Source organism: Ruegeria sp. BH8, from assembly GCF_056538065.1.
Genome location: NZ_JBQFSP010000006.1, coordinates 152,750 through 178,677 on the forward strand (window position 1 = coordinate 152,750; position 25,928 = coordinate 178,677).

The 25,928-nt window shown below is 59.8% G+C and carries 26 protein-coding genes; 9 read left to right on the forward strand and 17 right to left on the reverse strand.

The annotated features are described in order from the left end of the window. Window positions 1-29: 29 nt before the first annotated feature. The 3 genes from ACR0AD_RS12745 to ACR0AD_RS12755 are packed head-to-tail and all read left to right on the forward strand — an operon-like array spanning window position 30 to window position 2,466. Complete coding sequence (locus ACR0AD_RS12745) at window positions 30-962, forward strand: bifunctional riboflavin kinase/FAD synthetase (protein ID WP_480487557.1); 933 nt, start codon at window positions 30-32, stop codon at window positions 960-962. After that, a complete protein-coding gene (locus ACR0AD_RS12750) occupies window positions 959-1,432 on the forward strand; it encodes a YcgN family cysteine cluster protein (protein ID WP_209504795.1) in 474 nt (157 codons plus the stop codon). The genes ACR0AD_RS12745 and ACR0AD_RS12750 overlap by 4 nt, the downstream gene beginning before the upstream one ends. Next, on the forward strand, window positions 1,432-2,466 hold the full coding sequence (locus ACR0AD_RS12755; RefSeq protein WP_480487555.1) for a threonine aldolase family protein: 1,035 nt from the start codon (window positions 1,432-1,434) through the stop codon (window positions 2,464-2,466). Before ACR0AD_RS12750 ends, ACR0AD_RS12755 begins: the two co-directional genes overlap by 1 nt. On the opposite strand, the gene ACR0AD_RS12760 is transcribed toward ACR0AD_RS12755, so the two are convergent. Continuing rightward, entirely contained in the window at window positions 2,453-3,286 is an 834-nt protein-coding gene (locus ACR0AD_RS12760) for an alpha/beta fold hydrolase (RefSeq protein ID WP_480487554.1), read from the reverse strand. The two genes, ACR0AD_RS12755 and ACR0AD_RS12760, sit on opposite strands and share 14 nt — an antisense overlap. Then, complete coding sequence (locus ACR0AD_RS12765; protein WP_480487552.1) at window positions 3,283-3,885, reverse strand: DsbA family protein; 603 nt, start codon at window positions 3,883-3,885, stop codon at window positions 3,283-3,285. Before ACR0AD_RS12765 ends, ACR0AD_RS12760 begins: the two co-directional genes overlap by 4 nt. A gap of 107 nt (window positions 3,886-3,992) precedes the next feature. Here ACR0AD_RS12765 and ACR0AD_RS12770 point away from each other — a divergent pair, with 107 nt between their 5' ends. Both ACR0AD_RS12770 and rpiB read left to right on the forward strand, forming a co-directional pair. Beyond that, complete coding sequence (locus tag ACR0AD_RS12770; RefSeq protein WP_209504798.1) at window positions 3,993-5,012, forward strand: ribose-phosphate pyrophosphokinase; 1,020 nt, start codon at window positions 3,993-3,995, stop codon at window positions 5,010-5,012. 105 nt (window positions 5,013-5,117) lie between these two features. Next, window positions 5,118-5,567: a ribose 5-phosphate isomerase B gene (gene rpiB / locus ACR0AD_RS12775; protein ID WP_480487551.1), complete on the forward strand. Its 450-nt coding sequence runs from the start codon at window positions 5,118-5,120 to the stop codon at window positions 5,565-5,567. A 28-nt stretch (window positions 5,568-5,595) separates the two neighbouring features. Here rpiB and ACR0AD_RS12780 read toward each other — a convergent pair whose 3' ends face one another. The 7 genes from ACR0AD_RS12780 to ACR0AD_RS12810 form a co-directional block, all read right to left on the reverse strand. Continuing rightward, window positions 5,596-5,946 (reverse strand): H-type lectin domain-containing protein, encoded by a 351-nt coding sequence (locus ACR0AD_RS12780; protein WP_480482280.1) that lies wholly within the window; start codon window positions 5,944-5,946, stop codon window positions 5,596-5,598. Window positions 5,947-6,061: 115 nt separating this feature from the next. Then, on the reverse strand, window positions 6,062-6,472 hold the full coding sequence (locus ACR0AD_RS12785; protein WP_209504801.1) for a F0F1 ATP synthase subunit epsilon: 411 nt from the start codon (window positions 6,470-6,472) through the stop codon (window positions 6,062-6,064). Window positions 6,473-6,484: 12 nt separating this feature from the next. Continuing rightward, window positions 6,485-7,909: a F0F1 ATP synthase subunit beta gene (atpD, locus tag ACR0AD_RS12790; protein ID WP_209504802.1), complete on the reverse strand. Its 1,425-nt coding sequence runs from the start codon at window positions 7,907-7,909 to the stop codon at window positions 6,485-6,487. A 20-nt stretch (window positions 7,910-7,929) separates the two neighbouring features. After that, complete coding sequence (locus ACR0AD_RS12795) at window positions 7,930-8,805, reverse strand: F0F1 ATP synthase subunit gamma (RefSeq protein ID WP_480487549.1); 876 nt, start codon at window positions 8,803-8,805, stop codon at window positions 7,930-7,932. Window positions 8,806-8,817: 12 nt separating this feature from the next. Continuing rightward, on the reverse strand, window positions 8,818-10,356 hold the full coding sequence (gene atpA / locus ACR0AD_RS12800; protein WP_209504804.1) for a F0F1 ATP synthase subunit alpha: 1,539 nt from the start codon (window positions 10,354-10,356) through the stop codon (window positions 8,818-8,820). Continuing rightward, window positions 10,357-10,917: a F0F1 ATP synthase subunit delta gene (locus tag ACR0AD_RS12805; RefSeq protein WP_209598051.1), complete on the reverse strand. Its 561-nt coding sequence runs from the start codon at window positions 10,915-10,917 to the stop codon at window positions 10,357-10,359. A 302-nt stretch (window positions 10,918-11,219) separates the two neighbouring features. Then, window positions 11,220-11,954 (reverse strand): class I SAM-dependent methyltransferase, encoded by a 735-nt coding sequence (locus tag ACR0AD_RS12810; RefSeq protein WP_480487547.1) that lies wholly within the window; start codon window positions 11,952-11,954, stop codon window positions 11,220-11,222. Window positions 11,955-12,015: 61 nt separating this feature from the next. Here ACR0AD_RS12810 and gloB point away from each other — a divergent pair, with 61 nt between their 5' ends. Both gloB and clpA read left to right on the forward strand, forming a co-directional pair. Then, window positions 12,016-12,783: a hydroxyacylglutathione hydrolase gene (gloB, locus tag ACR0AD_RS12815; protein WP_267363007.1), complete on the forward strand. Its 768-nt coding sequence runs from the start codon at window positions 12,016-12,018 to the stop codon at window positions 12,781-12,783. A 174-nt stretch (window positions 12,784-12,957) separates the two neighbouring features. Beyond that, window positions 12,958-15,282: an ATP-dependent Clp protease ATP-binding subunit ClpA gene (clpA, locus tag ACR0AD_RS12820; protein ID WP_480482288.1), complete on the forward strand. Its 2,325-nt coding sequence runs from the start codon at window positions 12,958-12,960 to the stop codon at window positions 15,280-15,282. Between the two features lie 243 nt (window positions 15,283-15,525). Here clpA and ACR0AD_RS12825 read toward each other — a convergent pair whose 3' ends face one another. The 3 genes from ACR0AD_RS12825 to ACR0AD_RS12835 form a co-directional block, all read right to left on the reverse strand. Beyond that, window positions 15,526-17,268 (reverse strand): peptidoglycan -binding protein, encoded by a 1,743-nt coding sequence (locus ACR0AD_RS12825; protein ID WP_480487546.1) that lies wholly within the window; start codon window positions 17,266-17,268, stop codon window positions 15,526-15,528. A 3-nt stretch (window positions 17,269-17,271) separates the two neighbouring features. Next, complete coding sequence (locus ACR0AD_RS12830) at window positions 17,272-18,450, reverse strand: biopolymer transporter ExbB (protein ID WP_480487544.1); 1,179 nt, start codon at window positions 18,448-18,450, stop codon at window positions 17,272-17,274. Between the two features lie 69 nt (window positions 18,451-18,519). Then, on the reverse strand, window positions 18,520-19,050 hold the full coding sequence (locus ACR0AD_RS12835) for a gamma-glutamylcyclotransferase (RefSeq protein WP_480487542.1): 531 nt from the start codon (window positions 19,048-19,050) through the stop codon (window positions 18,520-18,522). A 67-nt stretch (window positions 19,051-19,117) separates the two neighbouring features. Between ACR0AD_RS12835 and ACR0AD_RS12840 the strand changes: the two genes are divergently transcribed. Further along, window positions 19,118-20,119 carry a DUF2125 domain-containing protein gene (locus ACR0AD_RS12840; RefSeq protein WP_480487540.1) on the forward strand — a complete coding sequence of 334 codons (1,002 nt, stop codon included), beginning with the start codon at window positions 19,118-19,120 and terminating at the stop codon, window positions 20,117-20,119. Here the strand turns inward: ACR0AD_RS12840 and ACR0AD_RS12845 are convergent. The 4 genes from ACR0AD_RS12845 to ACR0AD_RS12860 all read right to left on the reverse strand — a co-directional run bounded on the left by ACR0AD_RS12845 (window position 20,116) and on the right by ACR0AD_RS12860 (window position 24,446). Next, the gene (locus ACR0AD_RS12845; RefSeq protein ID WP_480487538.1) at window positions 20,116-20,967 is read right to left on the reverse strand and encodes an extensin-like domain-containing protein; all 852 of its coding nucleotides are present in this window, start codon (window positions 20,965-20,967) and stop codon (window positions 20,116-20,118) included. The two genes, ACR0AD_RS12840 and ACR0AD_RS12845, sit on opposite strands and share 4 nt — an antisense overlap. Beyond that, entirely contained in the window at window positions 20,964-21,884 is a 921-nt protein-coding gene (locus tag ACR0AD_RS12850) for a prephenate/arogenate dehydrogenase family protein (RefSeq protein ID WP_480487536.1), read from the reverse strand. The genes ACR0AD_RS12845 and ACR0AD_RS12850 overlap by 4 nt, the downstream gene beginning before the upstream one ends. Beyond that, a complete protein-coding gene (gene hisC / locus ACR0AD_RS12855) occupies window positions 21,881-22,966 on the reverse strand; it encodes a histidinol-phosphate transaminase (protein WP_480487534.1) in 1,086 nt (361 codons plus the stop codon). Before hisC ends, ACR0AD_RS12850 begins: the two co-directional genes overlap by 4 nt. Before the next feature lie 64 nt (window positions 22,967-23,030). Continuing rightward, entirely contained in the window at window positions 23,031-24,446 is a 1,416-nt protein-coding gene (locus tag ACR0AD_RS12860) for an aminotransferase class V-fold PLP-dependent enzyme (RefSeq protein ID WP_480487532.1), read from the reverse strand. Window positions 24,447-24,548: 102 nt separating this feature from the next. Between ACR0AD_RS12860 and ACR0AD_RS12865 the strand changes: the two genes are divergently transcribed. Beyond that, on the forward strand, window positions 24,549-25,010 hold the full coding sequence (locus ACR0AD_RS12865; RefSeq protein ID WP_267365621.1) for an Lrp/AsnC family transcriptional regulator: 462 nt from the start codon (window positions 24,549-24,551) through the stop codon (window positions 25,008-25,010). Here the strand turns inward: ACR0AD_RS12865 and ACR0AD_RS12870 are convergent, their stop codons facing one another. Beyond that, window positions 25,011-25,883: a LysR family transcriptional regulator gene (locus ACR0AD_RS12870; protein WP_480487529.1), complete on the reverse strand. Its 873-nt coding sequence runs from the start codon at window positions 25,881-25,883 to the stop codon at window positions 25,011-25,013. It abuts the gene before it with no gap. Window positions 25,884-25,928: the final 45 nt, after the last annotated feature.

The window sequence follows — 25,928 nt, forward strand, 5'->3', positions numbered from 1 at the left end:
AATTGACTCGCGCCGCTACGCAATCGTCTATGCACATCATCCGGGATATCCAGTTCGTCCAGCCAGAAGATCGCGGCGCCAGCGTGGCAATCGGGAATTTCGACGGCGTTCATTTGGGGCACCAGTCGGTCATTGAACTGGCCCGTAGTGCAGCGCCGGAGGCGCCGCTGGGTGTGTTGACCTTCGAGCCGCATCCGCGGGAGTATTTTGCGCCGGACACGCCTCCGTTCCGCCTGATGCGGGGCAATGCGCGGGCGCACCGGCTGGAAAAGCTGGGCGTAGAGAAGCTGTATGAACTGCCGTTCAACGCCGCGCTGGCAGGGCTATCGCCGGAAGAGTTTGCACGCAACGTGATCTGCGACGGGCTGGGCCTGTCGCATGTCGTGGTGGGGGCCGATTTCTGCTTTGGCAAGGGCCGCAGCGGCACGGCGCAGGATCTGGTGCGGTTCGGGCGGGACATGGGGTTCGGCGTGACGATTGCGCCTTTGATGGAACGGTCGGAAAACGTTGTGTCCTCAACCGCCATTCGCACCGCGCTGAGCGACGGCCGACCACGGGACGCAGCCGCGATGCTGGGACACTGGCACCGGATCGAAGGCGAAGTGATCGGGGGCGAACAGCGCGGGCGCGAGTTGGGCTTTCCCACCGCGAATATGTCCATCGAAGGGCTGCACCCGCCAAAGTTCGGTGTCTACGCCGTATTGGTGGACGTGTTGGATGGGCCGCATAAAGGCAGCTATCACGGCGCGGCCTCGATCGGGGTACGTCCGATGTTTAACGGCCAGGTGCCCAATATCGAAACCTTCCTGTTCGACTTTTCGGGCGATCTGTACGGGGCGACGCTGTCGGTGGGTCTGATCGACTTTCTGCGCCCCGAGATGACATTTGACGGGCTGGAGAGTCTGATCACGCAGATGGATGCCGACTGCAAACAGGCCCGCGGTATATTGACCACCCTATGAGTGTTGATCCGATTGAACGCACGGGCCTGCCTGCCCGGTTTTGGGAGCGCAAACCCCTGCGCCAAATGAACCAGCGCGAGTGGGAGGCGTTATGTGATGGCTGCGGCAAATGCTGCCTGAACAAGCTGGAAGATGAAGACACGGGCGAGGTTGCCCTGACCTGCGTCGCGTGCCGCCTGTTGGATGACGAAAGCTGCCGCTGCGTACAATACGACATCCGGCATCAATTCGTGCCCGAATGCATCGTCATGACCCCCGACAATATCGACGAACATGCCTATTGGTTGCCACAAACCTGCGCGTATCGGTTGCTGTGGGAAGGCAAACCGCTTTACGACTGGCACCCGTTGATATCTGGTACAGCGGACAGTGTGCATGCCGCCGGGGTCTCGGTTCAGGGGCGCACAGTGTCCGAGTTTGAGACACCCATGGAAGAGTGGGAAGATTACATAATCGAGGAGCCAAGCTGATGCATTTCGCGTCTGACAATTCCGGGCCGGTTCATCCGCAGGTCATGGCCAGGCTGGCCGAGGTCAATCAGGGCTATCAGATGGCCTATGGTGCGGATACGCTGATGAACGAGGTGCGCGACCGTATCCGCAGCATCTTCGAGGCTCCGGGTGCTGCGGTCTATCTGGTGGCGACGGGGACAGCCGCGAATTCTCTGGCCCTTGCAACATTGTCAAAGCCTTGGGAAACGGTTTTCTGTTCCCCAGTCGCGCATATCCACGAGGACGAATGCAACGCACCGGAGTTTTACAGCGGCGCCAAGCTGACCCTGGTTCCGGGCGGAGACAAGATGACCCCTGAGGCGCTGCGCGGGTCAATTCTGGGTGAAGAAACACGCGGCGTACATGGGCCGCAGCGCGGACCCGTGTCGATCACACAAGTGACCGAGCGCGGATCGGTTTATTCGCTGGCAGAGTTGCAGGCCCTGTGCGGGGTCGCCAAGATGTACGGCCTGCCTGTACATCTGGACGGCGCGCGCTTTACCAACGCGTTGGTTGCGCTGAACTGTTCCCCGGCGGATATGACGTGGAAAGCAGGTGTGGATGCTGTCAGTTTTGGTGGCACCAAGAACGGTCTGATGGGTGTCGAGGCGGTGGTGTTCTTTGATGAAAGCAAAGCCTGGGAGTTTGAGCTGCGGCGCAAGCGCGGGGCGCATCTGTTTTCCAAGCACCGCTATCTGTCCGCTCAGATGGCGGCCTATCTGGAAGACGACCTGTGGCTGAAGATGGCACGTCAGGCCAATGACAACTGCGCCCGCTTGGCCGAGGGTTTGCGCGCCAAGGGGGCCGCGTTTCTGCACGAACCGCAGGCCAATATGATCTTTGCCTCATTCCCACGCGCGAAGCACAAGCAGCTGCATGAGGCCGGCGCGGTTTATCACCTTTGGGGGGCAGAGCTGGACGGCGAGGATGAAAACGAAAACCTCGCGTGCAGGCTGGTTTGCGACTGGTCCATCGGAGCGGCGGAGATCGATCAGTTTCTCAATCTGCTTTAACGCCTAACGGGGCGTTGGCCTGCCAGAACGCCCGCAGCAAAGCGCCGGTTTCATCAGGGTGTGAAATCGGCAGCATGTGCCCTGCGCCGTTGATGCGTTCATGGCGTGCATCAGGCAGGCGCCGTTTCAGCCCTGCGCAAATCGCGTGGATCACCGGCGGCGTCTCTGACCCGCTCAGCAGCAGGGTCGGCATCGATGCACGCCGAAGCTGATCGGCGTCAAGCAACCCTGCCTGATCATCGTAGAGCACAGGCTGCACAGCCGGAACCGCATCGATTCCACGCACCATATTTGCCCGCGTGCGTTCGGGCAAATCAGGCCATTTGGGGCTGATCTTCGTGCTCCACGCCCTGTTGAACAGGCGCGCCGCCAAAACCTTGTCACCAGATGCGAAGGCCGCATTGACCGGCTCGGAGTCCCGTTCGTGCTGTTCGAACAACAGCGGCGCATCCTGTTTTGCAACTGCAAAGAACACGGGTTCGATCAGGATCAGGCTGCGCACGCGGTCGGGATGTTCGATCGCCAGCCTGAGCGCGATCATCGCCCCAAAGGAATGCCCGATTACATCCATGGGTTCGGTCAATTCAGCCAGGGCGGGTTTGGTCACTGCGACAAAGAAATCACCCTGCCCGTCCCAATCCGGGCTGCGCCCATGCGACAACATATCCGGGGCAATAAATGACGCGCAGCCATCCAGCGCACTGGCCAAACCAGACCAGGCACCGGAATGCGCAATCGTGCAATGGAGGGCGAGCAGTTTCCGCTCCCCCTCACCCAAGTGCCTGACGAAAACGGATTGCATCACGGCCCTGACCGTCACCCGTTCATCTTGGCCAGATGCCGGTCCAGATCGTCCAGCCTGTCCTGACCCCAGAACCGCTGATCGTCGGGCGTGATATAGAACGGTGCGCCGAAGACACCCCGGTCCACGGCTTCCTCTAGGTTGGCGGCATAGGTTTCTGCCCCCACCAGCAAGCCGCTGTCTGCCAGACCGGGATCAAACCCGGCTTGCGTCAGACATTCGCGGATGACATCGTCCTGTGCGATATCCTTTTCCTCGGCCCAGCAGGCGCGAAGGAAGGAATGACACAGCTTACCCACATCGCCCGAACCGTCCTTGATCGCGGCAATAACCGCATAAGATGACGGGGCCATGTTGGTCGGCCAGTGCGCCGGTTTCAGATTGAACTCCATCCCCAGATTCTTCGATTGGCGCAGCAACTCCTGTGCGCGGTACTCGATACGAGAGATATGCCGGTCTTTCGGAGGGGTTCCCCCGGTGCGCGCGAACAGGGCGATAATGTCCAGCGGTTTATAGTTGATCGTCGCGCCGTGTTTCGCCGCGATATCTTCCAGCCGCATCCCCGCCAGATAGGAATAGGGTGAGAGTGTCGCAAAAAAGTAGTCAATCTGGGTCATGTGCACTTTCTCCGCTGCGTTACCTTTGCGGGACGGTAAGGCCATGCTAAGCGGTGTCAACATCACGATTCTGTCACATTGCCATTGCTGCCCGGGGACCTCAGCCGATGCCGACACTTCACGAACCCAAGCTTATCGCTGGGAACGCCAACCTTCCGCTTGCCCAAGCCATCGCACGCCGCATGAGCCTGTACCGAGGCGTTGATCAGGGTCTGGTCGATGCGCGTGTCGAACGGTTCAACGACGGTGAGATTTTCGTCGAAGTATTCGAGAATGTGCGCGGCGAGGATATGTTCATTATCCAGCCGACCTCGAACCCGGCCAATGACAACCTGATGGAACTGCTGATCATCGCAGATGCCCTGCGCCGGTCGTCCGCGCAGCGGATCACTGCCGTGATCCCGTATTTCGGGTACGCTCGTCAGGACCGTCGCACCAAGGCCCGCACGCCCATCAGCGCCAAGCTGGTGGCCAACATGCTGACCGGGGCCGGGATCGAACGGATCCTGACAATGGACCTGCACGCGGCCCAGATTCAGGGCTTTTTCGATATGCCCGTGGACAACCTTTATGCCTCGCCCATCTTTGCGCTGGATGTGAAGCATCAGTTCAAGGGAAATCTGGATGAAATCATGGTGGTTTCACCCGACGTGGGCGGCGTGGCCCGCGCACGCGAACTGGCCAAGCGGATCAACGCCCCTCTGTCGATCGTGGACAAGCGCCGCGAGAAAGCGGGCGAAGTCGCCGAGATGACCGTGATCGGGGATGTGAAGGACAAGATCTGTCTGATCGTCGACGACATGTGCGACACCGCCGGAACGCTGTGCAAGGCGGCGCAGGTGCTGCTGGATAACGGTGCGAAAGAGGTTCATTCCTACATCACGCATGGCGTCATGAGCGGCCCTGCGGTGGAACGGGTGACAAATTCGGTGATGAAGTCGCTGGTGCTGACCGACACCATCCAGCCGACCAAAGAGATTTTGGGCGCCAAGAACATCCGCATTGTTCCGACCGCGCCTATCTTTACGCAGGCGATCCTGAACATCTGGAACGGAACCAGCGTGTCATCCCTGTTCGAAGACAAGACGCTGACACCGATCTACGAATCCATGTACCAGATGGATTGAGTTTGGACGGGGCGACAGGATGTGTCGTCCCTTTCTTTTTGAACCATCGATTGCGCACAAGCCTGACCCATGTGCGCGATCAGCGACACAAGTGGACCGATCTCCATGACTGGCAACAAACGCATTGTTCTTTCCAGCGACCACGCGGCAATCGAGCTGCGTCAGGCTGTGGCCAACCACATCGCGCAGCAAGGCTGGGACGTGGTCGATATCGGCCCGACGACCCCTGAAAGCACCCATTACCCCAAACACGGCAAGGCCGCGGCACTGGCCGTGGCTTCGGGGGATTGCGGATTGGGCATTATCCTCTGCGGCACGGGTCAGGGCATCATGATGGCCGCAAACAAGGTGCCCGGCATTCGCTGCGGTGTCTGTTCGGATGCGTTTTCTGCGCGGATGATCCGCCAGCACAACAATGCCAACATGCTGTCGATTGGCGCGCGCGTTGTCGGCGAAGGTCAGGCGCTGGATATTGTGGATGCGTTTCTGGGGGCCGAATTCGAAGGTGGCCGCCACGCCACACGGGTCGACATGATCGAAGCGCAGGACGACTGAGCCCCGCGCCTGTCCTGCAAGCCCCGGATCAGGAAATGTTCCAGTCGTCGGGGTGTGCTACCTCTCCAAACGCGGTCCAACTGATCCGGATCCGGGCAATCCGCGTGTCGGACCATGTCCGAAACACCGCTTCGAACCCTTCCGAGGTGATATTTTCTGCCTGAACCTCGGCGCGCAGGGCTGATGATGTGTCGACATCCCAAAGGGAAATCCCGATCTGAACCATGGGCGGGCTAAGAAACGTGCCCTTGAATTGGATGGGTTTCCGGCGTTCGCGGGGGCCTTCGCCAGTCCACATGTCCCCGCCTTCGGCAAATTCCGAAAACAGAACACTTTCACCCTGATCGATGCCAATGGGATGGGTCAGAAATTTTTTCATGTTTTCATCATTATACTTGAATTTCCGCAACTTACCCCGGCTTTCTGGCAAAAGCACGACAAAAAAAACGGCCCCGCAATCGCGAGGCCGTTCCAATTTTCCACTGTTAAGCCAATTACAGGCTCATATGTGTCCCAAGAGCTTCCATATCGGCCAGCAGCTTGGCGGCTTCGTCGACGATCGACATGTCGTCGCCGCCCTTTGCCGCTTCGTGCGAGGCGCGTGCCTCGGCAATCAGCTCGTCCATATGCGAACGGGTGATTTCCGAAACCGGAACCGCCTTTTCGGCCAAAACCGACAGGCTGTCGCCGTTGATCTGGGCAAACCCGCCGGTGACCAGGTATTCGCTGGACCCTTCGGGTGCCTCAACCTTCAGCAGACCGGGGCGCAGCGTTGTGATGGTGGGGGCATGATCGGGCATCGCCGTCATGTCCCCGTCCGCGCCGGGAATCTGGACCGCGGTGACCTCGAGTGAAGCAAGGCTCCGCTCGGGGCTGACGAGGTCGAAATGCATCGTGTTTGCCATCAGGGATACTCCTTAGGCGGCTGCTGCTGCCATTTTCTCGGCTTTGGCGATCACTTCGTCGATGCCGCCAACCATCAGGAAGGCTGCTTCGGGCAGGTGATCGTATTCGCCAGCCACAACGGCCTTGAACGACGAGATTGTGACATCCAGAGGAACCTGAACACCCGGCGAGCCGGTGAAGACCTCGGCCACGTCGAACGGCTGCGACAGGAAGCGTTCGATCTTACGGGCACGGGCCACGGTCAGCTTGTCCTCTTCCGACAGTTCGTCCATGCCGAGGATGGCGATGATGTCCTGCAGTGACTTGTAGCGCTGGAGGATCTGCTGAACGTCGGTCGCAACCTTGTAGTGCTCTTCGCCGACGATGGCCGGGTCGAGCAGGCGCGAGGTCGAGTCGAGCGGGTCAACCGCCGGGTAGATACCCTTTTCCGAGATCGCACGGTTAAGAACGGTGGTCGCATCCAAGTGAGCAAACGAGGTTGCCGGCGCGGGGTCGGTCAAGTCGTCCGCAGGCACGTAGATCGCCTGCACCGAAGTGATCGATCCGGCCTTTGTCGAGGTGATGCGTTCCTGCAGGGCACCCATGTCTGTGGCCAGTGTCGGCTGGTAGCCCACAGCGGACGGGATACGACCCAGCAGAGCCGACACCTCGGAACCCGCCTGTGTAAAGCGGAAGATGTTGTCGACGAAGAACAGAACGTCGGTACCGGACTGGTCGCGGAACTGCTCGGCCAGAGTCAGACCGGTCAGAGCAACACGCGCACGCGCACCCGGAGGCTCGTTCATCTGACCGTAAACCAGGGCCACCTGGCTTTCCGACAGGTTGTCCGGCTTGATCACGTTCGATTCGATCATCTCGTGATACAGGTCGTTGCCTTCACGGGTCCGTTCACCAACACCCGCAAACACCGAGAAGCCCGAGTGCACTTTTGCGATGTTGTTGATCAGTTCCATGATCAGAACGGTTTTACCAACGCCGGCGCCGCCGAACAGGCCGATCTTACCGCCTTTGGCGTAAGGGGCCAGCAGGTCAACCACCTTGATGCCGGTGACCAGAACTTCGGACTCGGTCGACTGTTCGGCAAAGGTCGGTGCGGGCTGGTGGATCGCGCGCGCTTCGGTTGCCTCAACCGGGCCTTTTTCGTCGATCGGCTCGCCGACCACGTTCAGGATGCGGCCCAGGGTGGCGTTGCCAACCGGAACCGAGATCGGTGCACCGGTGTCGGTGACCACTTCACCACGGACCAGACCTTCGGTCGCGTCCATCGCGATGGTGCGGACAGTGTTTTCACCCAGGTGCTGAGCAACTTCCAACACCAGGCGCTTGCCGTTGTTGGTGGTTTCCAGCGCGTTCAGAATTTCAGGCAGCTGATCTTCGAAGTGCACGTCGACGACGGCCCCGATGATCTGTGTGACTTTGCCTTTTGCATTCGCCATGTTTCGTCTCCGGTTTGTCTCTACAGCGCCTCGGCGCCGGAAATAATTTCAATCAGCTCGTTGGTGATCACGGCCTGACGCGAGCGGTTGAACTGGATCGTCAGCTTGTCGATCATCTCACCCGCGTTGCGTGTCGCGTTGTCCATTGCGGACATCCGCGCGCCCTGTTCAGACGCTCCGTTTTCGAGCAGAGCCGAGAAGATCGCGGTCGCAACCCCCTTGGGCAGCAGGTCGGCCAGAATGGCCTCTTCGCTGGGCTCGTAGTCGAAAATGGCACCGCTGTCGTCACCTTCCGATTCCTCGAACGAGGCGGGGATGACTTGCTGTGCCGTCGGGATCTGGGTCACAACGTTGACGAACTTCGAGTAGAAGATCGTGGCAACGTCGAACTCGCCCCCGTCGAAGCGGGACAGGATGTCCTTTGCGATGTCCTGCGCGTTGGAATAACCCAGACGCTTGACCTCGCTCAGGTCCACATGCCCAACGAACAGATCGCCAAAATCACGCTTGAGCGCGTCGCGGCCTTTCTTGCCGACGGTCAGAATCTTGACCGTCTTGCCCTTGCCGCGCAGCTCTTCCGCCTTCTGGCGGGCCAGCTTGGCGATGTTCGAGTTGAAGCCGCCACACAGGCCGCGTTCAGCTGTCAACACAACCAGCAGATGGACATCATCACTGCCCGAACCACGGAGCAGCTTGGGGGCGCTGTCGCTGCCCCCGACCGACGCCGCCAGCCCGGCCATCACGGCATTGAACCGCTCGGCATAAGGGCGCGAGGCTTCGGCAGATTCCTGGGCGCGGCGCAGTTTTGCGGCCGCGACCATCTGCATGGCCTTGGTGATCTTGCGGGTCGATTTGACCGACTCGATCCTGTTTTTAAGGTCCTTCAGACTAGGCATCGGAACCTCCTATCAAGCGAAGGTCGCGGCGTATTCGTCGATCGCTGCTTTGAGTTTGTCGGACGCGTCGCCTTTGATCTTCGGATCTTCGTCGGTGATCCACTTCAGCAGGTCAGCGTGCTTGCCGCGCAGATGCGCCAGCAGGCCAGCCTCGTAGCGGCCAACATCCGACACGTCGATCTTATCGAGGTAACCGTTGGTGCCCGCGAAGATGACGCAGACGATTTCCGCGTTGGTCAGCGGCGAGTACTGCGGCTGCTTCATCAGCTCGGTCAGGCGCGCACCGCGGTTCAGCAGCTGCTGGGTTGCGGCGTCGAGGTCGGAACCAAACTGTGCAAAGGCCGCCATTTCGCGATACTGAGCCAGTTCCAGCTTGACCGGACCGGCAACCGATTTCATCGCGTCGGTCTGAGCCGACGAGCCCACACGCGAAACCGACAGACCGGTGTTCACAGCAGGACGGATGCCCTGATAGAACAGTTCGGTTTCCAGGAAGATCTGACCGTCGGTGATCGAGATCACGTTGGTCGGAATAAAGGCCGAAACGTCACCACCCTGGGTTTCGATAACCGGCAGAGCGGTCAGCGAACCTGCGCCGAAGTCTTCGTTCAGCTTCGCCGAACGTTCCAGCAGGCGGGAGTGGAGGTAGAAAACGTCACCCGGATAGGCTTCGCGGCCCGGCGGGCGGCGCAGCAGCAGCGACATCTGACGGTAGGACACGGCCTGTTTCGACAGGTCATCATAGATGATCAGCGCGTGGCGGCCATTGTCACGGAAGTATTCCGCCATCGCGGTTGCGGCATAGGGTGCCAGGAACTGCATCGGTGCCGGGTCGGACGCGGTTGCGGCGACAACGATCGAATACTCAATCGCACCGGATTCTTCCAGTTTCTTCACCAGCTGGGCAACGGTCGAACGTTTCTGACCGATCGCAACGTAAACGCAGTACAGTTTCTTCGACTCGTCGTCGCCTGCTGCTTCGTTATAGACCTTCTGGTTCAGGATGGTGTCCAGAGCCACAGCGGTTTTACCGGTCTGTCGGTCACCAATGATCAGCTCGCGCTGGCCACGGCCAATCGGGATCATCGCGTCAACCGATTTCAGGCCGGTTGCCATCGGTTCGTGCACCGATTTACGCGGGATGATGCCAGGTGCCTTGACGTCTGCAACGCCACGCTTGGTGGCATTGATCGGACCTTTGCCATCCAGCGGGTTGCCCAGACCGTCAACAACACGGCCCAGCAGCTCGTCACCGATCGGAACGTCCACGATCGAGTTGGTGCGCTTGACAGTGTCACCTTCTTTGATGTCACGGTCAGAACCGAAAATAACGACACCGACGTTGTCGCTTTCCAGGTTCAGCGCCATACCCATGATGCCGCCGGGGAATTCGACCATCTCACCGGCTTGAACGTTGTCCAGGCCATATACACGGGCAATCCCGTCACCGACGCTCAGCACGCGACCGATCTCGGCCACTTCGGCTTCCTGACCAAAATTCTTGATCTGGTCCTTCAGGATTGCAGAAATCTCTGCAGCTTGGATTCCCATTTATCCGACCTCTTTCATTGCATTCTGTAGGGAGTTCAGCTTCGAACGGATCGAACTGTCGATCATTTTCGAGCCCACTTTGACGACAAGACCGCCGATGAGGCTTTCATCCACGGTCGCATTGATAGTTACGGTCTTGCCCACACGCTCGGACAGCGTCTTGGACAGTTTTTCCAGTTGTGTCTTGGTCAGCGCCTTGGCCGAGGCGACATCGGCGGTCACTTCGCCACGCTCATCTGCCAGCATGTCACGCAGCACCTGCACCAGTTGCGGCACAACAAACAGGCGGCGTTTCTGCGCCATCAGAGCCAGCGTGTTGCGCAGGATGGCGTTCAGCCCCATCTTGTCAGCAACAGCGGCAATTGCTCCTTCTTGCTCGGCCCGCGAAATCAAAGGCGATGCGATCAGGTCACGCAGGTCGGCACTGTCGCCCAGTGCTGCTGCCAGATCATTGATGCCGGATTCCAGACCCGCAAGGTCATTATTCTCTTTTGCGATCTCGAAGATCGCGGTGGCATAGCGCTCGGCGATGCCTGTGGAAATCGAAGCTGGTTCGGACACGTCCACCCTTCCGATATTTGAGGCCCCGATTTTGGGTAGCGGCCGCTACCTTGGGGCGTGAGGAAACCCCGGCCAGACGGTCGGGGATCAAAATCACCGGGGATGTAGCAGAGGTGAACCAACCAAGCAATACGCTATAGCGGTAACAGATTTATCCACAAAATGTTAATTTTCATACACTTACACCAAGTGCGACCGTTTGGACCCGTCAACCCGGTTGAAAAATGTTACGAATATGCAGGTTTTTGCGATTCCTGTGACTTTTTTCTCGCGAATTTGTCACTTTGGGATGCACGCAGTTGTCATGCAGGCTTTAGCAAACCGTCAAGCGCCTTGATCGGCTTCCTTATGGCATCTTTGGTGACATTGCCCCGAGGCGGATGAATGTTCTTTGTGACCTCAACCATCAACACCCCGCCCGCCATGACAGTTGGAATGCGCTGTCCGGTTTTTTCGATCAGACTGCCCGATTTCAACCAGAACCGCCGGAAGGACGGCGGCATGTAAAGAGCCGAGCAATGCGCCTCGGGCAGGAAGTAATGCGACCTGAGCTGATTTTCCAGCTGAGTGGCGGAATAGGGATGACCAAAGCCAAATGGCGTTTTGTCCGTACGTGACCACAGACCCGCCCGGTTCGGAACAATGAACACGGCCCTGCCACCAGGGCCCAGAACACGCCAGCATTCCTCCAGCAGCTGGTTTGGCCGCTCGGACGTTTCCAGCCCGTGCATCACCACCAGCTTGTCCACGTGACCGGTTTCAATGGGCCACCGGGTCTCCTCCGTCAGGACCGAGACATTGGGCATCCCCGCAGGCCAGGGCATCACACCCTGCGGGCCGGGCATCAGCCCGATGACCCGGCGCGCACCGGCCAGATAAGGGCGCAATAGCGGCACGGCAAAGCCAAAACCGGCAACGGTCTGACCTTTGGCTTCGGGCCAGAGCTCGGTCAGCCGCCCGCGAATAGCTGCCTGTGCCGCGCGCCCAAGGGTGCTGCGGTAGTAGAAGTTCCTCAGATCCTGCACATCAAGATGCATTGCGGACATCCGGTCAATCGGCTTAGCTGGGCGCAGTCTAGCAATGAAAGGGCAAAAGGCCATGCCTCTTGAAATCGTTACAATCCCGTGCCTCAGCGACAATTACGCCTTTCTGGCCCATGACAGCGGCAATGGCCAGACTGCGCTGATCGATGCGCCCGAAGCCGCGCCGATTCTTGCAGCACTGGAAGATCGGGGATGGACGTTGTCACATGTGCTGCTGACCCATCATCACTGGGATCACGTTGAAGGGCTGGCCGAAATTCTGGCCAAGCACCCCGCAAAGGTCATCGGTGCGGCCGCCGACGCGCACCGCCTGCCCCCGCTGGACCAGCAGGTTGCCGAAGGCGACAGCTTTGAGGTGGGTGGCGAACCGGTCGAGGTGCTGGACGTTTCGGGGCACACAGTTGGTCATATCGCGTTTTATTTTCCGCAGAGCGCAGTTGTCTTTACCGCTGACAGCCTGATGGCCCTCGGGTGTGGGCGTCTGTTCGAAGGCAGCCCGGCGCAGATGTGGGCGTCGCTGAGCAAGCTGGCCGCTTTGCCGGACGACACTCTGGTCTGTTCGGGGCATGAATATACACAATCCAATGCGAAATTCGCCATTACCGTCGATCCCGAGAACGCTGCGCTGAAACAGCGAATTGCCGATATCGACCGCGCCCGCGCCGCTGGCGAAGCCACTGTTCCGTCGGTTTTGGCGCTTGAAAAAGCCACCAACCCGTTCCTGAGGGCCACGGATCCGGCGATTCAGGCCCATCTTGGCATGGAAAACGCCGATCCTGTGGCGGTTTTCGCCGAAATTCGGGGTAGAAAAGACAGGTTCTGATGCTTATTTGCCCCTCTTCACGGCCACGGTCACAACAAATGTGACTGTCAAGTGAAAGAAAACCCTTGAAGCCGGGCCACGATCAACCAAACTCTAATAGTATGAGGACATGGTTGGGATGGGGTTCCGGCCGAAAGCCCGCCCCCTTCTGACCCAAGACAGAGGAGCACCCGCGTGCCTTCATTCTCGAGCACACTGGAACAAGCCATCCACGCGGCCCTTGCGGCTGCGAATGAACGGCGACACGAATTTGCAACGCTGGAGCATTTGCTGCTGGCGCTTCTGGAAGAACCCGATGCGGTGCGCGTCATGAAAGCGTGCAGCGTTGATCTGGACGAGTTGCGCAGCACTCTGGTTGAGTTCATAGACGAAGATCTTTCAAATCTGGTCACAGATATTGACGGGTCCGAAGCCGTACCAACGGCAGCGTTCCAGCGCGTCATTCAACGCGCCGCGATCCATGTGCAAAGCTCGGGCCGGACCGAAGTGACCGGTGCCAATGTGCTGGTCGCCATTTTTGCCGAGCGCGAAAGCAATGCCGCCTATTTCCTGCAGGAACAGGACATGACCCGGTATGACGCGGTCAATTTCATCGCCCATGGCGTGGCCAAAGACCCCGCGTATGGCGAAAGCCGGTCGGTATCCGGTGCGGATCAGGTGGAAGAAGAAGCTCAGACAGGTTCCGGCGACACGGAACAAAAGGAAAGTGCGCTTGGGAAATACTGCATTGACCTGAACGCGAAATCGCGTGCGGGTGATGTCGATCCTCTGATCGGGCGCGCGGATGAGGTGGAACGCTGTATCCAGGTGCTGTGCCGCCGCCGCAAGAACAACCCGCTGCTGGTGGGCGATCCGGGCGTGGGCAAAACCGCCATCGCCGAAGGTCTGGCGCACAAGATCGTCGCCGGAGAGGCGCCGGATGTCTTGGCAAACACCACCATCTACTCGCTGGACATGGGTGCGCTGCTGGCCGGGACCCGTTATCGCGGCGATTTCGAGGAACGCCTGAAAGCGGTTGTAACCGAGCTGGAAGAGCACCCCGACGCGGTGCTGTTCATCGACGAAATTCACACCGTGATCGGTGCTGGTGCAACCTCGGGCGGGGCAATGGATGCGTCGAACCTGCTGAAACCTGCGTTGCAGGGCGGCAAGCTGCGCACCATGGGCTCGACCACCTACAAAGAGTTTCGCCAGCATTTTGAAAAGGACCGCGCCCTGTCGCGCCGGTTCCAGAAGATCGATGTGAACGAGCCTTCGGTTGAAGACAGCGTCAAGATCCTGCGCGGTCTGAAGCCTTATTTCGAAAAACATCACGACATCAAGTATACCGCTGATGCGATCAAAACGGCGGTCGAGCTGTCGGCACGTTACATCAACGACCGCAAGCTGCCCGACAAGGCCATCGACGTGATTGACGAGGCTGGCGCGGCGCAGCATCTGGTGGCGGAAAGCAAACGGCGCAAAACCATTGGTGTCAAAGAGATTGAGGCCGTGGTTGCCAAGATCGCCCGCATCCCGCCCAAGAACGTCACCAAGGACGATGCCGAGGTGCTGAAAGACCTCGAAGCCTCGCTGAAACGGGTGGTGTTTGGTCAGAATCTGGCGATCGAGGCGCTGGCCAGCGCAATCAAACTGGCCCGCGCCGGCCTGCGGGAACCCGAAAAGCCCATCGGCAACTATCTGTTTGCCGGCCCGACCGGCGTGGGCAAGACCGAGGTGGCGAAACAGCTGGCGGATACGCTGGGCGTTGAACTGCTGCGTTTCGACATGTCGGAATACATGGAGAAACACGCGGTCAGCCGTCTGATCGGCGCGCCTCCGGGCTATGTCGGGTTCGATCAGGGCGGCCTGCTGACCGACGGTGTCGACCAGCATCCACATTGTGTGTTGCTGCTGGACGAGATTGAAAAGGCGCACCCGGACGTGTTCAACATCCTGTTGCAGGTGATGGACCATGGGGAACTGACCGACCATAACGGCCGTACAGTGAACTTCCGCAACGTGGTGCTGATCATGACCTCGAACGCGGGGGCGCAAGAGCAGGCCAAGGCCGCGATCGGGTTCGGTCGTGACCGTCGCGAGGGCGAAGACACCGCCGCGATTGAACGCATGTTCACGCCGGAATTCCGCAACCGTCTGGATGCCGTGATCTCGTTCGCGCCGCTGCCGAAAGAGGTCATTTTGCAGGTGGTCGAGAAATTCGTCCTGCAACTGGAAGCGCAGTTGCTGGATCGTGGTGTGACCATTGATCTGACACCCAAAGCCGCCGAATGGCTGGCGGATAAAGGGTATGACGACAAGATGGGTGCGCGCCCGCTGGGTCGCGTCATTCAGGAATACATCAAGAAACCGCTGGCCGAAGAATTGTTGTTTGGCAAGCTGGCAAAAGGCGGTGTGGTCCGTGTCTCGGTCAAGAAAGGTGATCTGGATCTTGAGATCCTTGGCCCGGATCAACCGCGCATTTCGGGTGACAAGCCTCCGCTTCTGACGGCGGACTGATCGCCCGCCGCATTTAACAGAAAACCCGCCTACCAAGGCGGGTTTTTTTGGTTTCGCCCAGCGCTGGCAAGGCCCACCCGCCTACCCGGCGTCGCGTTGGCATCTCGGTTAGGCCGCGTGTGAAACGTCTGGCGGACATGCACCGCCTTGATTTTCCAACGGTTCGGGTCACTGTGGCCGGGATCGCCACTAACCGGTTGCGGATCGGCTGTTTGTTTTCGTGACTGCTAAGGGCCAGTGGCCTTACCTTTCGGTCAGCTTCAACTCGATCCGGCGGTTTTGCGCGCGTGCCTCGGGCGTGTCAGCCGGATTGACGGGCTGGAATTCACCAAACCCGTTGGCTGCAAGGCGGTTGGGCGGAATGCCCAGCGCGTCAACCATATAGCGCACAACCGACAGCGCGCGACCCTGGCTGAGCTCCCAGTTGTCGCGATACCTGCCCGACCCGGCCAGAGGAACGTTGTCGGTATGGCCGTCGACCCGGATCACCCAGTTCAGACCGGGCGGGATTTCAGCAGCGACACTGCGCAGGATGCTGGCCACCTTGGCGACTTCCTGCTGCCCTTCTGCGGACAGCACGGCAGACCCGGTCGGAAACAGAACCTCGGACGAGAACACGAACCGGTCGCCTTCGATGCGCACCCCTTCCTGACCGCCAAGGACGTCCCGCAAACGACCAAAGAATTCCGAGCGATAGCGTTGCAGGTCCTCGGCCTGTGCCGCCAGTTCCTGGTTCTGCCCGGCCAGAGCCTTGGCCTCGGCCTCAAGACGCAGGCGCTCCGCTTCTTCCAGCAGACGGCGCCTGCGTTCTTCGGATGCGGCACGGGCCAGTGCGGCGTTCAGGTCCTGCCCTAAGGTCTGAATCTGCACCTCGGCGGCGGCGTTGCGTTCTTCGAAATCATCAAGCAAAGCCTGCAAAGAGCCCAATTGCCCGCGTAGGGCGGCGATCTGCTGGTTCAGCAGGGCGGCCTCTCTCTGCGCCTCGGCAGAGATTTCTTTTTCATCCGAAAGCGTCGCATTGGCGAGGTCCAATAAGGCCTGCCGCTGCTCGGCCAGAGAGCGTTGCGCATCGGCATCCGCCTGCGCTTGTGTCTGCGCCTGCAAAGCGGATTCAAGCTGGGCCCGCAGTTCATCGGGGTTCACGTCGCCAAACTGACGCTCCAACGCGGCACGCGCCGCCTGTGCTGCCGCCAGCAGGGTGAGTGTGTCTTCAGCCTCTTTGCGCTGCGCTTCGAGTGCGAGTGTCATGGCCGTCAGTTCGGCATCGGCATCCTGAAGGCGGTTACGCAATGCTTCGGCGGCGGCGGCTTCGGCCAGACGGGCGGCCTCTTCATCGCTGAGCTGCTGTTCAAGGTTGGTGATCTGGGCGTCCCGGTCGGCGCTGCCTTGCTCCAGATCCGCCACCAGTGCTTCCAGTGCTTCCCGACGGGCAGCGGCCAAACGGGCGGCTTCGGTCTGTGCGTCGATTTCCTCGCGGCTTTGGGCAAGCGCCAGGTTCAACGCCTCCTGCTCGGTCAGCAGTTTCGCGCGCTGCGATTCAAGCGCTGCAATATCACCCAGTGCCCGTTCCTGTTCGGCCAGCAGGGCGGCAACTTGCGCTTCGAAATTGGTGATCCGGGTCTGTGCCTGATCCAAAGCGACAGCCTGTCGGTCGCGCTCGGTGGTCAGTGATGCGATCAGTGACTGGGCTTGCGCCAGATCGTCTTCGGCCTGCGACAGGGTGGTATTCAACGCCCCAAGCCGCGCCTGCAACCGGCTGTTTTCGCGTTCTTCCAGCCCCAGCGCCCCCGCCAGCGCCGCGATTTCGTCGGCCAATGTGGTCAGTTCGTCTTCCTGACCCGAGATGGTTTCGCGCAGCACAAACTGGATCACCATGAAGATGGTCAGCACAAAGGTCAGCACCATCAACAGCCCCGTCATCGCGTCGACGAAACCGGGCCAGACCGAGCCCTGGAACCGTTGACCGGTGCGGCGGGACAGCGCCATGGGCTATTCTCCTTCCGGCGAGGTGCGTACCGCACCGCGCGGCAGGGTCAGCGCCTTGACCAGCAGTTCAATATCCTTGCGGAACTCGTTCATGCTTTCCTGCCGACCCGCCGATATCTCTTCGAGGATACGCAGCAGCTGCACATCCATCGAGCGCAGGCGCATCCGGCTTTCGGCGTCGATACCTTCACCCGCACCGTGATCGCGCATGTGATCCAGCAGGGCTTCCTGACCCAGCGCCACGCGTTCCAACACCGCTGTGACACTTTCGGTATTGGCCTGACGGTTGTTCATCTCACCGATCACATCGACCAGCAAACCCAGCTTGGCGGAAACCTCGGCCCGGTCGCTTTCCTGCGCTGAAAACAGATCCTGCAACGCGTCCATCTGTTCGGACATGGCGTCCAGCACCGGCGTGAGCACGGCTATTTCGGCACCGCCTTCTTCTCCACCCGCGAAACCTACACGGGTGATCGAAGACAGCCATTCTTCGAGCTCACGATAGAAACGGTTCTGGCCGTGCCCTGCGAAAACTTCGAGCAGACCGACGATCAGCGACCCGGCCAGACCCAGCAGAGACGATCCGAACGCAACGCCCATTCCCTGCAACTGCGCTTCGAGCCCGGTCATCAGGCGGTTGAACACGGCCAGCCCTTCTTCGCCCTCTTGCGGATTAAGGCTGCGGATCGTATCGACGATGGCAGGTACGGTTGTCGCCAAACCGAAGAATGTGCCCAAAAGACCCAGATAGATCAGCACATTGGTGATATAGCGAGTGATCTCCCGCTCTTCCTCGACCCGTTCGGCTACGGAATCCAGAATCGAGCGGGTTGAAGTGGAGCTGATCTGCGACCGCGCGCCCCGTTCGCGCAGCAATGATGCCAAAGGTGCAAGCAATTGCGGCGTGCGGGCGTCTTCGCGAACAACACCGCCGACGAAGGCCTCGATCCAGCGTACGGATCCGATCAGTTGCGTCACCTGATAGAAACAGGCAAGAACGCCGATCAGAAAAACCATCAGGATGAAGCCGTTCAGGTACGGGTTGGCGAAGAACACCGGTAACACATAGGGCAGCGCCAGAAACACACCCAGCCCGGACAGGCCGATCGCCATCAACATCAACAGAATCTGCCGTGTTGGATGCGAGAAATGGGGTCTCGCGCCCTGATGTGCCTGCGCCATGCGCGTGGTTCCCGGTATTTGCCTGCTCTGCGTCGAAACTAGCGAAATTCCACTGGTGACGCCAAGAGTTTATGCGGTAATACTGCGCACCCGTTGCGCCAACCACTCAAGATCGGCGTCGCGCAGGCCGATCTCGGCCAGATGTTCGGCGGTATTGTACAGGTATTCGTCATTCGGGCCGCGCCCGCCAACCGCATGGGCGATGATCCGGGCCTGATCCTCCAACGGCATCCCGCCGCAATACTGCACATGGTCGGCATCGATCACATAGGTCACGGCGTTGACAATGTCGCCATTTTCCAGATGCACATCCAGCATACGTTCGACATAGGCCGACGAGATCAGCTCGCGCTCGCGCAGTTCGTGCAGGGTGCGGTCTTCGTGACCGGTTTCAACCGCAAGGGCCAGACCGGTGCAGGTCGCGTTTGCCTGTTCGTCCAGCGCCAGCACCAGCCCCGGTTCTTCCTCGGTTCCCCGGTGGTGGATCGAGCTCATGCAGAAGGACCGGGCATAGCCATGCAGTGTCGCGCGTTCGCTGCGCGCGACCGGGAAGCCCGGATTCCACAGCAGCGATCCATAACCGAAAACCCACATCGTCATTGCACTGGTCCTTGCCCGTTTGGGCCTATAAACATCAATTCCGAGGCAGGAAAAAGGGCCAAAGCTCATGCGCCGTGTCATACGAGTGATCATTTTTATCGGCATCCTTTGGAGCGCCTATTGGTTTGTCGCCGGATATGGTCTGCGCGCGGCAATCACTGGCTGGTTTGATCAACAACAGGCGCGCGGCTGGCTGGCTGATTTCTCGGACGTGGCAACGGCAGGGTATCCGACCCATCACGTGACCCGACTGAACAACCCTGCCCTTGCAGATCCGGTGAATGGCACAGCCTGGCGCGCGGACTGGATCGAATTCGAAAGCCCCGCGATCTGGCCCGGCCGGCAGGTGCTGCGGTTCGCCGAGACGCCGCAACGACTGTCTTACTACGATCAAACCTCAACGATTGTCGCCGATGAATTGATTGCGGAACTACAGTTGCAACCCGGCGTTTCGCTTGTGTTTGAAAAACTGGCGCTGACGGCAGGGGCGTGGTCGGTGACCGAGAACACCACTGCACTGGCCGCCGGGGACACCCTGAGCCTGATCATGGCGCAAACATCCCTGCCCGAAGCCTATGCCATTACCGCCCGCGCGGATGGGTTCACACCCGGCGACCGGTTGCGGGCCCTTATGAATTCGGCGGCTTCGCTGCCGCAGTCCTTCGAAACGCTGGAACTGGACATGGTCACCACGTTCAGCAAAGTCTGGGACAGGTCGGCGCTGGAACACAGCAGGCCGCAGCCCGTGGCCATCGACCTGCGACTGGCCGAGATCAAATGGGGTGGATTGCGTCTGTTTGCTGCCGGTAAACTGGATGTAGACGCGCAGGGTGTTCCCAGTGGTGAGATCGCTGTCAAGGCCGAGAACTGGCGTGATATGATCGACATGGCAAACGCGGCAGGTGCCCTGCCTGATCAGGCGGTTGATCCTGTCACCCGCGCACTGAATTTTCTGGCAGGGCTGGGCGGCAACCCCAACGCGCTGGACCTTCAGCTGAACTTCCGGGATGGTTTTGTCGCCCTGGGGCCGGTGCCGCTGGGCCCCGCCCCGCGGCTGATCCTGCGTTAACGGCAATACGCTCCGCTGCGGTAGCGTGCCGTATCCAGATGGAAATGATCGCGATGGTAGCTATCCGAGTTCGGCCCCAAAACGGTGCCGAACGGGCCACAGGCGCCGCGCCAGATTTTCTGCAGCTGCTTCTGTGACGGGTTCTTGCGCCATCCTTCCAAGACAGTCACCACCTCACCATCGGCCATTTTGAAGGCCGAAATATCGATCGCGCGCCCTTTGCCGTGCTCGGAAATCCGCGCGCCTTTACGATTGTTTCGAGTTCGGCAGGCATAATGAGCCGCCACCTGCAACTCGACCACCGGGCCGCGACGTTTGAAGGTGGGTTTGACTGTCTTATCGACCCATTTGTTCAGCGCAACGGCGGTGCCGCAATCCATTGTCGACGGGCGGCTGAGTGCCACACCGGAAACAGAGGTGATCTGCACTGCATCTTTTACGCCACAGGCTGAACTCTCGCTGCCGACCCTTCCGACGGGCTTGCCCTGAATTGCGATATCTCCGCAAACGGACCCTTTGCGCAGCTTGCGTTTTTTGAAAAGCACCTGCTGTTCAAGCAATTCAGGTCTCATGTTAGGTATCAGCGAGGTGTCGGGCCCCAGCAGCGGCAAATCCGAAGGTCGCGCCAGTGCAGCAGTGACCTGCGGTGAAACCGGACGTGAGATGGGGCGCAGATCGGTTATGACCGCGACGGACACCGGGGCAACGGCGGACACAACCTGCACGTTTTGCTGGTCCAGAATCGGACGTGCAGGTGGGACCAGAGATCGTTCCAGAGGGGCTGCCTGTGTGGCCACGGCGCACAACGCCATGATCCCGATCAGAAATTGCCCCCGGTATGACCTCATGAACCTGCCTTTCCCCGCCCGAAATCCGGAGCATCCGTGTCCTGCCCCGCGTCGATGATGCCGCGACGAATAGCACGGGTATGGGTAAAGTAGTCAAACAAATGTTCCCCGTCCCCGGTGCGGATGGCACGTTGCAGCGCAAACAGCTCTTCCGTGAAACGGCCCAGGATTTCCAGCGTCGCATCTTTGTTGGACAGGAACACATCACGCCACATGGTCGGGTCCGATGCCGCGATGCGGGTGAAATCCCGAAAACCCGCAGCCGAGTATTTGATCACTTCGCTATCGGTCACCCGGCGCAGATCGTCGGCCACACCAACCATCGTGTAGGCGATCAGGTGCGGCGCATGGGACGTGACGGCCAGAACCAGATCGTGATGATCCGCGTCCATCTCATCCACATGGGAGCCCATACCTTCCCACAACGCCCGAAGGCGGGCGATTGCATCCGGGTCGGTCCCTTCGACAGGCACCAGCAGGCACCAGCGATTGTCGAACAATTTGGCAAAACCCGATTCCGGACCGGAATGCTCTGTCCCAGCCAAAGGATGCGCGGGAATGAAATGCACACCTTCGGGGACATGCGGCTGAACTGCCTGAATGACATGCTGCTTGACCGACCCCACATCCGACAGGGTCGCGCCGGGCTTGAGCACGGGTGCGATGTCTTCTGCGACGGCTCCCATTGCCCCCACGGGCACGCAAAGAACGACAAGATCAGCACCTTCGACCGCTTCGCGCGCCGTGTCACAGACGCGGTCGCACAGCCCGATTCTGCGCGCCGTGTCACGTGTCGCCTCGGACCGGGCATAGCCGGTCACTTCTCCAGCCAGGCCCCCACGCTTGATCGCCCAGAACATGGAGGAGGCAATCAGGCCAAGCCCGATCAGCGCAACCCGGTCGTAAATCTGGCTCATGCTGCACCCTCTTTGAATGCTGTAATCGCCGCAACGACGCGGCGGCAGGCTTCCTCATCGCCCACGGTGATCCGCAGGGCATTCGGCAGGTTGTAGCCTGCAACCCGGCGGACAATCAAACCCTGCGTCTTCAGATAGTCGTCACAAGCCTCGGCCTCGGTCCTGTCGGCAAAACGCGCGAGGATGAAGTTGGTGCAGGACGGGTCCGAGGGTACGCCGACCTTGTCCAGCTCCTTGGCCAGCCACACCCGAAGGCGCGCATTTTCGGATTGGCAGAACGTCAGGAATTCGACGTCGCTGATCGCGGCTTCGGCTGCGGCCAGTGCTGTTAAAGACAGGTTGAAGGGCTGACGCACCCGGTTCAGTACATCGATAATCGATTGGTGCGCATACCCCCAGCCGACCCGCATCCCGCCCAGCCCGTACACTTTCGAGAATGTGCGGGTCATGATCACGTTCTCATACGCATCCACCAAAGACGCGCCACCATCGAAATCGTCGACGAATTCGGCATAGGCGCCGTCCAAGACCATCAGGCAGGTATCAGGCAGACCCTGCGCCAGACGGTCCAGTTCGTCGTTCGAGATCATGGTCGAGGTCGGGTTACCGGGGTTGGTGACAAACACGATCCGCGTCTGGCTGGTTACGGCGGCCAGAATGGCATCCACATCGACTTTGCGGTCGCGCTCGGCCACCATGACCGGTGCGGCACCTGCCATGCGGGCGATGATCGGGTACATGGAGAACCCGTGCTCGGTATAGATCACCTCATCCCCCGGCCCCGCATAGGCCTGAGCGATGAATTGCAGCACCTCGTCGCTGCCGACACCGCAGATGATCTGCGCAGGGTCCAGCCCGTGACGTGCGCCGATAGCCGCGCGCAAACTGGCGTGGTCAGTGTTTGGGTACCGATGCAAATTTGCCGCGCTGTCGCGCACCGCCTCAATCGCCTTGGGGCTGGGGCCGAACGGATTCTCGTTCGAGCTCAGCTTGATCACATGCTCAACACCCGCCACATGCGACTGGCCGCCCTGATAAAGCGCGATGTCCATAATGCCGGGTTGCGGGGTGATCTTGGTCATGAGAGGCTCCGTTGATTGGGCCCCTCATACCTGTCTCAACGGATTGAGAAAAGCGGCAATTCCATCATGCGGCCTTGAAGCGCGCAGTCGCCGGGTCGGCGTTGTAATACGGCACGAATTCCTCGGTACGGCGGGACAGATCATTGACACTGTCGATGATGAATTGAACCGTTTCCTCGCTCATCAGGTACGAGAAATTCAGGCGTACCCAGCCGGGTTTCTTCATCTCTTCACCCGCAGACAAGGCCGCGTGCAGCGCCTCGGACGCGGCGCGGTCAATCCCCAGAAGGCGGTGGGCATAAGGCCCTGCGCAGGCACAGCCGCCGCGCGCCTGAATGCCGTAGACATCGCTGAGCATCCGGGTAAACAGCTGCTGATGCACAGGCTGTCCCGCGTTGTCGCGCACAAGGAAGGAGAAGATCGGCAGGCGATGCGGATTATTGACCCCAAGCAATGTCAGGTGCGGGTTATCCTTCCACCCGTCCAGCGCCATCTGGTTGTACTGCGCCTCGCGTCTTGCGATTTCTTCCGTGCCGACGACATCCTTGACGATAAAGGCAAGCGCCGCGCGGATATCACCGATCACGTTGGGCGTTCCCGCCTCTTCCCGCGCAGACAGGTCCGCGCTGTAGTCATGCCGCCACGGTGACACGAATCTAACGGTGCCACCACCCGGCCAGCTGGGGCAGTTCCGTTTGGCTGCAGCCCGGTTTACGATCAGAACACCCGAGGCCCCCGGACCGCCCGGAAACTTGTGCGGGGAAACGACGATCGCATCCTTGCGCGCGTCCGCCGGCCCCATATCCATCGGCAGGTAAGGCCCGCCCCCGGCGTAATCCCAAATCGCCACGGCACCATGCGCCTTGAGCAACCGCGTCACCGGATCAGGGTCAGTGACAATTCCGGTTACATTGGACGCCGCCGAAAAGGAACCGATCAGAAGATCTGCGCCTGCATGGGTCAACAGCGCGGTTTCCAGCGCCCCCAGGTCAACACCGCCACCTTCGGCTTCGGGGATTTCAACCACAAGTGCCTTGCTTTCCCGCCACGGCAGGATGTTCGAGTGATGCTCGTAAGGACCAATCAAGACAACCGGTTGGTCGGCCTCTGCCACCCCGAGCAGGCTGACCAACCGGTTGAGCCCCGCAGTGGCACCAGACCCGGTGAAGATCACCGCGTCCTCTTTCTGGGCACCTACAATGCGGGCTATTTCCGCCCGCGCCTCGCGGCGCAGATGTGTCATGTAAGATCCGCAGTAAGAGGCCTCGGTGTGGCTGTTCGCGTAAAACGGCAACACATGTTGCGCCACAAAGTCTTCGACCTGCCGCAAGGCGCGACCCGAAGCGACGTAATCCGCATAGACAAGCGGCACGTCCCCATGCAGACCCGGGATCAGAACATTCTCTCCGATCAGCCCATCGCGCAGGTTTGAATTGTGAGCGGTGGAACAGAGTTCCGCACGAAACTTGGACAGGGACATTGCATTGGCTCCTAACTGTCCGACTAATGTGATTTATTGTCAGCGCGAAAACTTCACCTATTATTGCATAGATTTTAAAATCTTTGTGTCATATGATCAGTAATGGCATCAAAATTGGATCAAATTGACACACGCATTCTGAAAGAACTGCAGAAGGACGCCACCCTGTCGCAACGGGAGTTAGCGGATCGTGCGGGGCTTTCGCAGAACGCCTGCTGGCGGCGGCTGAAGGCTTTGAACGAAGATGGCGTCCTGATCGGTTCAACCGCCCGCATCGCACGCGAGAAATTGGGGTTGAGCCTTGTGGTCTTTGTCATGCTGCGCACGCGGCATCATTCGGCCGAGTGGCTACAGGCCTTTCGCAGCCACGTTCTGACGATCCCCGAGGTCGTGGATTTTCATCGGATTGGTGGTGACTACGATTATCAGCTGAAAGTCGTCACACAGGATATGGCGTCTTACGACAAGGTGTATCAACGGCTGATCGAAAAGGTCGAGCTGGACAGCGTCACGTCGTATTTCGCGATGGAAGCAATCGCCGAAGGGCGGCCTTTGCCGATTTGATCACGCCGTAAACAGCGGGCTTTTTTGTTTGAAAAAGGGCACCGCGATATCGCGGAACGCGACCAGTTTTGCCGAAGGCCAAACGTCCGGGTGCGCCACGATCCAGATATCTGCGTAGGGTTGCGGTGAAAGGACCGGAACCTGCACCAAGCCCCGAAGTGAGCGGCCCAGAAACACCGGCATACGCACAACGCCCAACCCTGATTGTGCGGCACCCGCCATCGCGACCATGTCATCAAAACGCATATGTATGCGCGAGTTCGGATAGATATTGTCGACGCCGTCCGGCAGGTTCGGCTGCTTTTCATAAAGCAACCAATCCACGGGCGCGTTCGGATCTTGCTGCATTCGCGCGGCCCATTCAGGCGTGGCAAAACAAGCGCTGTGCTGTTGCATCAGGCGCAGACCTTTCAACGTATCGCCGGGGTTGCGGCTGATCCGGATCGCAATGTCGGCTTCGCGTCGATTAAGGTCCAGAATCTCGTTTGCCGCGCGCACCTGCAAAGACACAGCAGGGTGCCTTTGAGCAAACTCGCCCAGCGCCGGGGCCAGCACATGGGCAATTAACAGTTGCGGCGCGGTTAAGGTCAGCTGCCCTTCCAACCGGGCATCCCGCCCTGACAAACCGCGCAGCATTGCGTGTTCTGCGCTTTCCATCCGGGCAGCATACGCAGCGACTAGGTGCGCTGCTTCTGTCGGTCGATACCCGTCGGTCAGCCTTTCGAACAGCACTTCGCCTGTCGCAGCTTCGGCGCGGGCTATACGGCGGGCAACAGTTGTGTAGTTGACGCCAAGCTCTTGTGCCGCGGCGGACAGGGTACGCCTGCGGACCACGGCGAGTACGGCCCGGTAATCATCCCAATGAATATCCATACATGTAAATTCGCACATCACTGATGCAAATACACGCGTTTTCGC

What these genes read in the sequence shown, in the direction of transcription:
- ACR0AD_RS12745 (WP_480487557.1), top strand. Translation starts at nt 30, where the DNA reads ATGCACATCATCCGGGATATCCAGTTCGTCCAGCCAGAAGATCGCGGC.
- ACR0AD_RS12750 (WP_209504795.1), top strand. Translation starts at nt 959, where the DNA reads ATGAGTGTTGATCCGATTGAACGCACGGGCCTGCCTGCCCGGTTTTGG.
- ACR0AD_RS12755 (WP_480487555.1), top strand. Translation starts at nt 1,432, where the DNA reads ATGCATTTCGCGTCTGACAATTCCGGGCCGGTTCATCCGCAGGTCATG.
- ACR0AD_RS12765 (WP_480487552.1), bottom strand. Translation starts at nt 3,885, where the DNA reads ATGACCCAGATTGACTACTTTTTTGCGACACTCTCACCCTATTCCTAT.
- ACR0AD_RS12770 (WP_209504798.1), top strand. Translation starts at nt 3,993, where the DNA reads ATGCCGACACTTCACGAACCCAAGCTTATCGCTGGGAACGCCAACCTT.
- rpiB (WP_480487551.1), top strand. Translation starts at nt 5,118, where the DNA reads ATGACTGGCAACAAACGCATTGTTCTTTCCAGCGACCACGCGGCAATC.
- ACR0AD_RS12780 (WP_480482280.1), bottom strand. Translation starts at nt 5,946, where the DNA reads ATGAAAAAATTTCTGACCCATCCCATTGGCATCGATCAGGGTGAAAGT.
- ACR0AD_RS12785 (WP_209504801.1), bottom strand. Translation starts at nt 6,472, where the DNA reads ATGGCAAACACGATGCATTTCGACCTCGTCAGCCCCGAGCGGAGCCTT.
- atpD (WP_209504802.1), bottom strand. Translation starts at nt 7,909, where the DNA reads ATGGCGAATGCAAAAGGCAAAGTCACACAGATCATCGGGGCCGTCGTC.
- ACR0AD_RS12795 (WP_480487549.1), bottom strand. Translation starts at nt 8,805, where the DNA reads ATGCCTAGTCTGAAGGACCTTAAAAACAGGATCGAGTCGGTCAAATCG.
- atpA (WP_209504804.1), bottom strand. Translation starts at nt 10,356, where the DNA reads ATGGGAATCCAAGCTGCAGAGATTTCTGCAATCCTGAAGGACCAGATC.
- ACR0AD_RS12810 (WP_480487547.1), bottom strand. Translation starts at nt 11,954, where the DNA reads ATGCATCTTGATGTGCAGGATCTGAGGAACTTCTACTACCGCAGCACC.
- gloB (WP_267363007.1), top strand. Translation starts at nt 12,016, where the DNA reads ATGCCTCTTGAAATCGTTACAATCCCGTGCCTCAGCGACAATTACGCC.
- ACR0AD_RS12825 (WP_480487546.1), bottom strand. Translation starts at nt 17,268, where the DNA reads ATGGCGCTGTCCCGCCGCACCGGTCAACGGTTCCAGGGCTCGGTCTGG.
- ACR0AD_RS12830 (WP_480487544.1), bottom strand. Translation starts at nt 18,450, where the DNA reads ATGGCGCAGGCACATCAGGGCGCGAGACCCCATTTCTCGCATCCAACA.
- ACR0AD_RS12835 (WP_480487542.1), bottom strand. Translation starts at nt 19,050, where the DNA reads ATGACGATGTGGGTTTTCGGTTATGGATCGCTGCTGTGGAATCCGGGC.
- ACR0AD_RS12840 (WP_480487540.1), top strand. Translation starts at nt 19,118, where the DNA reads ATGCGCCGTGTCATACGAGTGATCATTTTTATCGGCATCCTTTGGAGC.
- ACR0AD_RS12845 (WP_480487538.1), bottom strand. Translation starts at nt 20,967, where the DNA reads ATGAGGTCATACCGGGGGCAATTTCTGATCGGGATCATGGCGTTGTGC.
- ACR0AD_RS12850 (WP_480487536.1), bottom strand. Translation starts at nt 21,884, where the DNA reads ATGAGCCAGATTTACGACCGGGTTGCGCTGATCGGGCTTGGCCTGATT.
- hisC (WP_480487534.1), bottom strand. Translation starts at nt 22,966, where the DNA reads ATGACCAAGATCACCCCGCAACCCGGCATTATGGACATCGCGCTTTAT.
- ACR0AD_RS12860 (WP_480487532.1), bottom strand. Translation starts at nt 24,446, where the DNA reads ATGTCCCTGTCCAAGTTTCGTGCGGAACTCTGTTCCACCGCTCACAAT.
- ACR0AD_RS12865 (WP_267365621.1), top strand. Translation starts at nt 24,549, where the DNA reads ATGGCATCAAAATTGGATCAAATTGACACACGCATTCTGAAAGAACTG.
- ACR0AD_RS12870 (WP_480487529.1), bottom strand. Translation starts at nt 25,883, where the DNA reads ATGGATATTCATTGGGATGATTACCGGGCCGTACTCGCCGTGGTCCGC.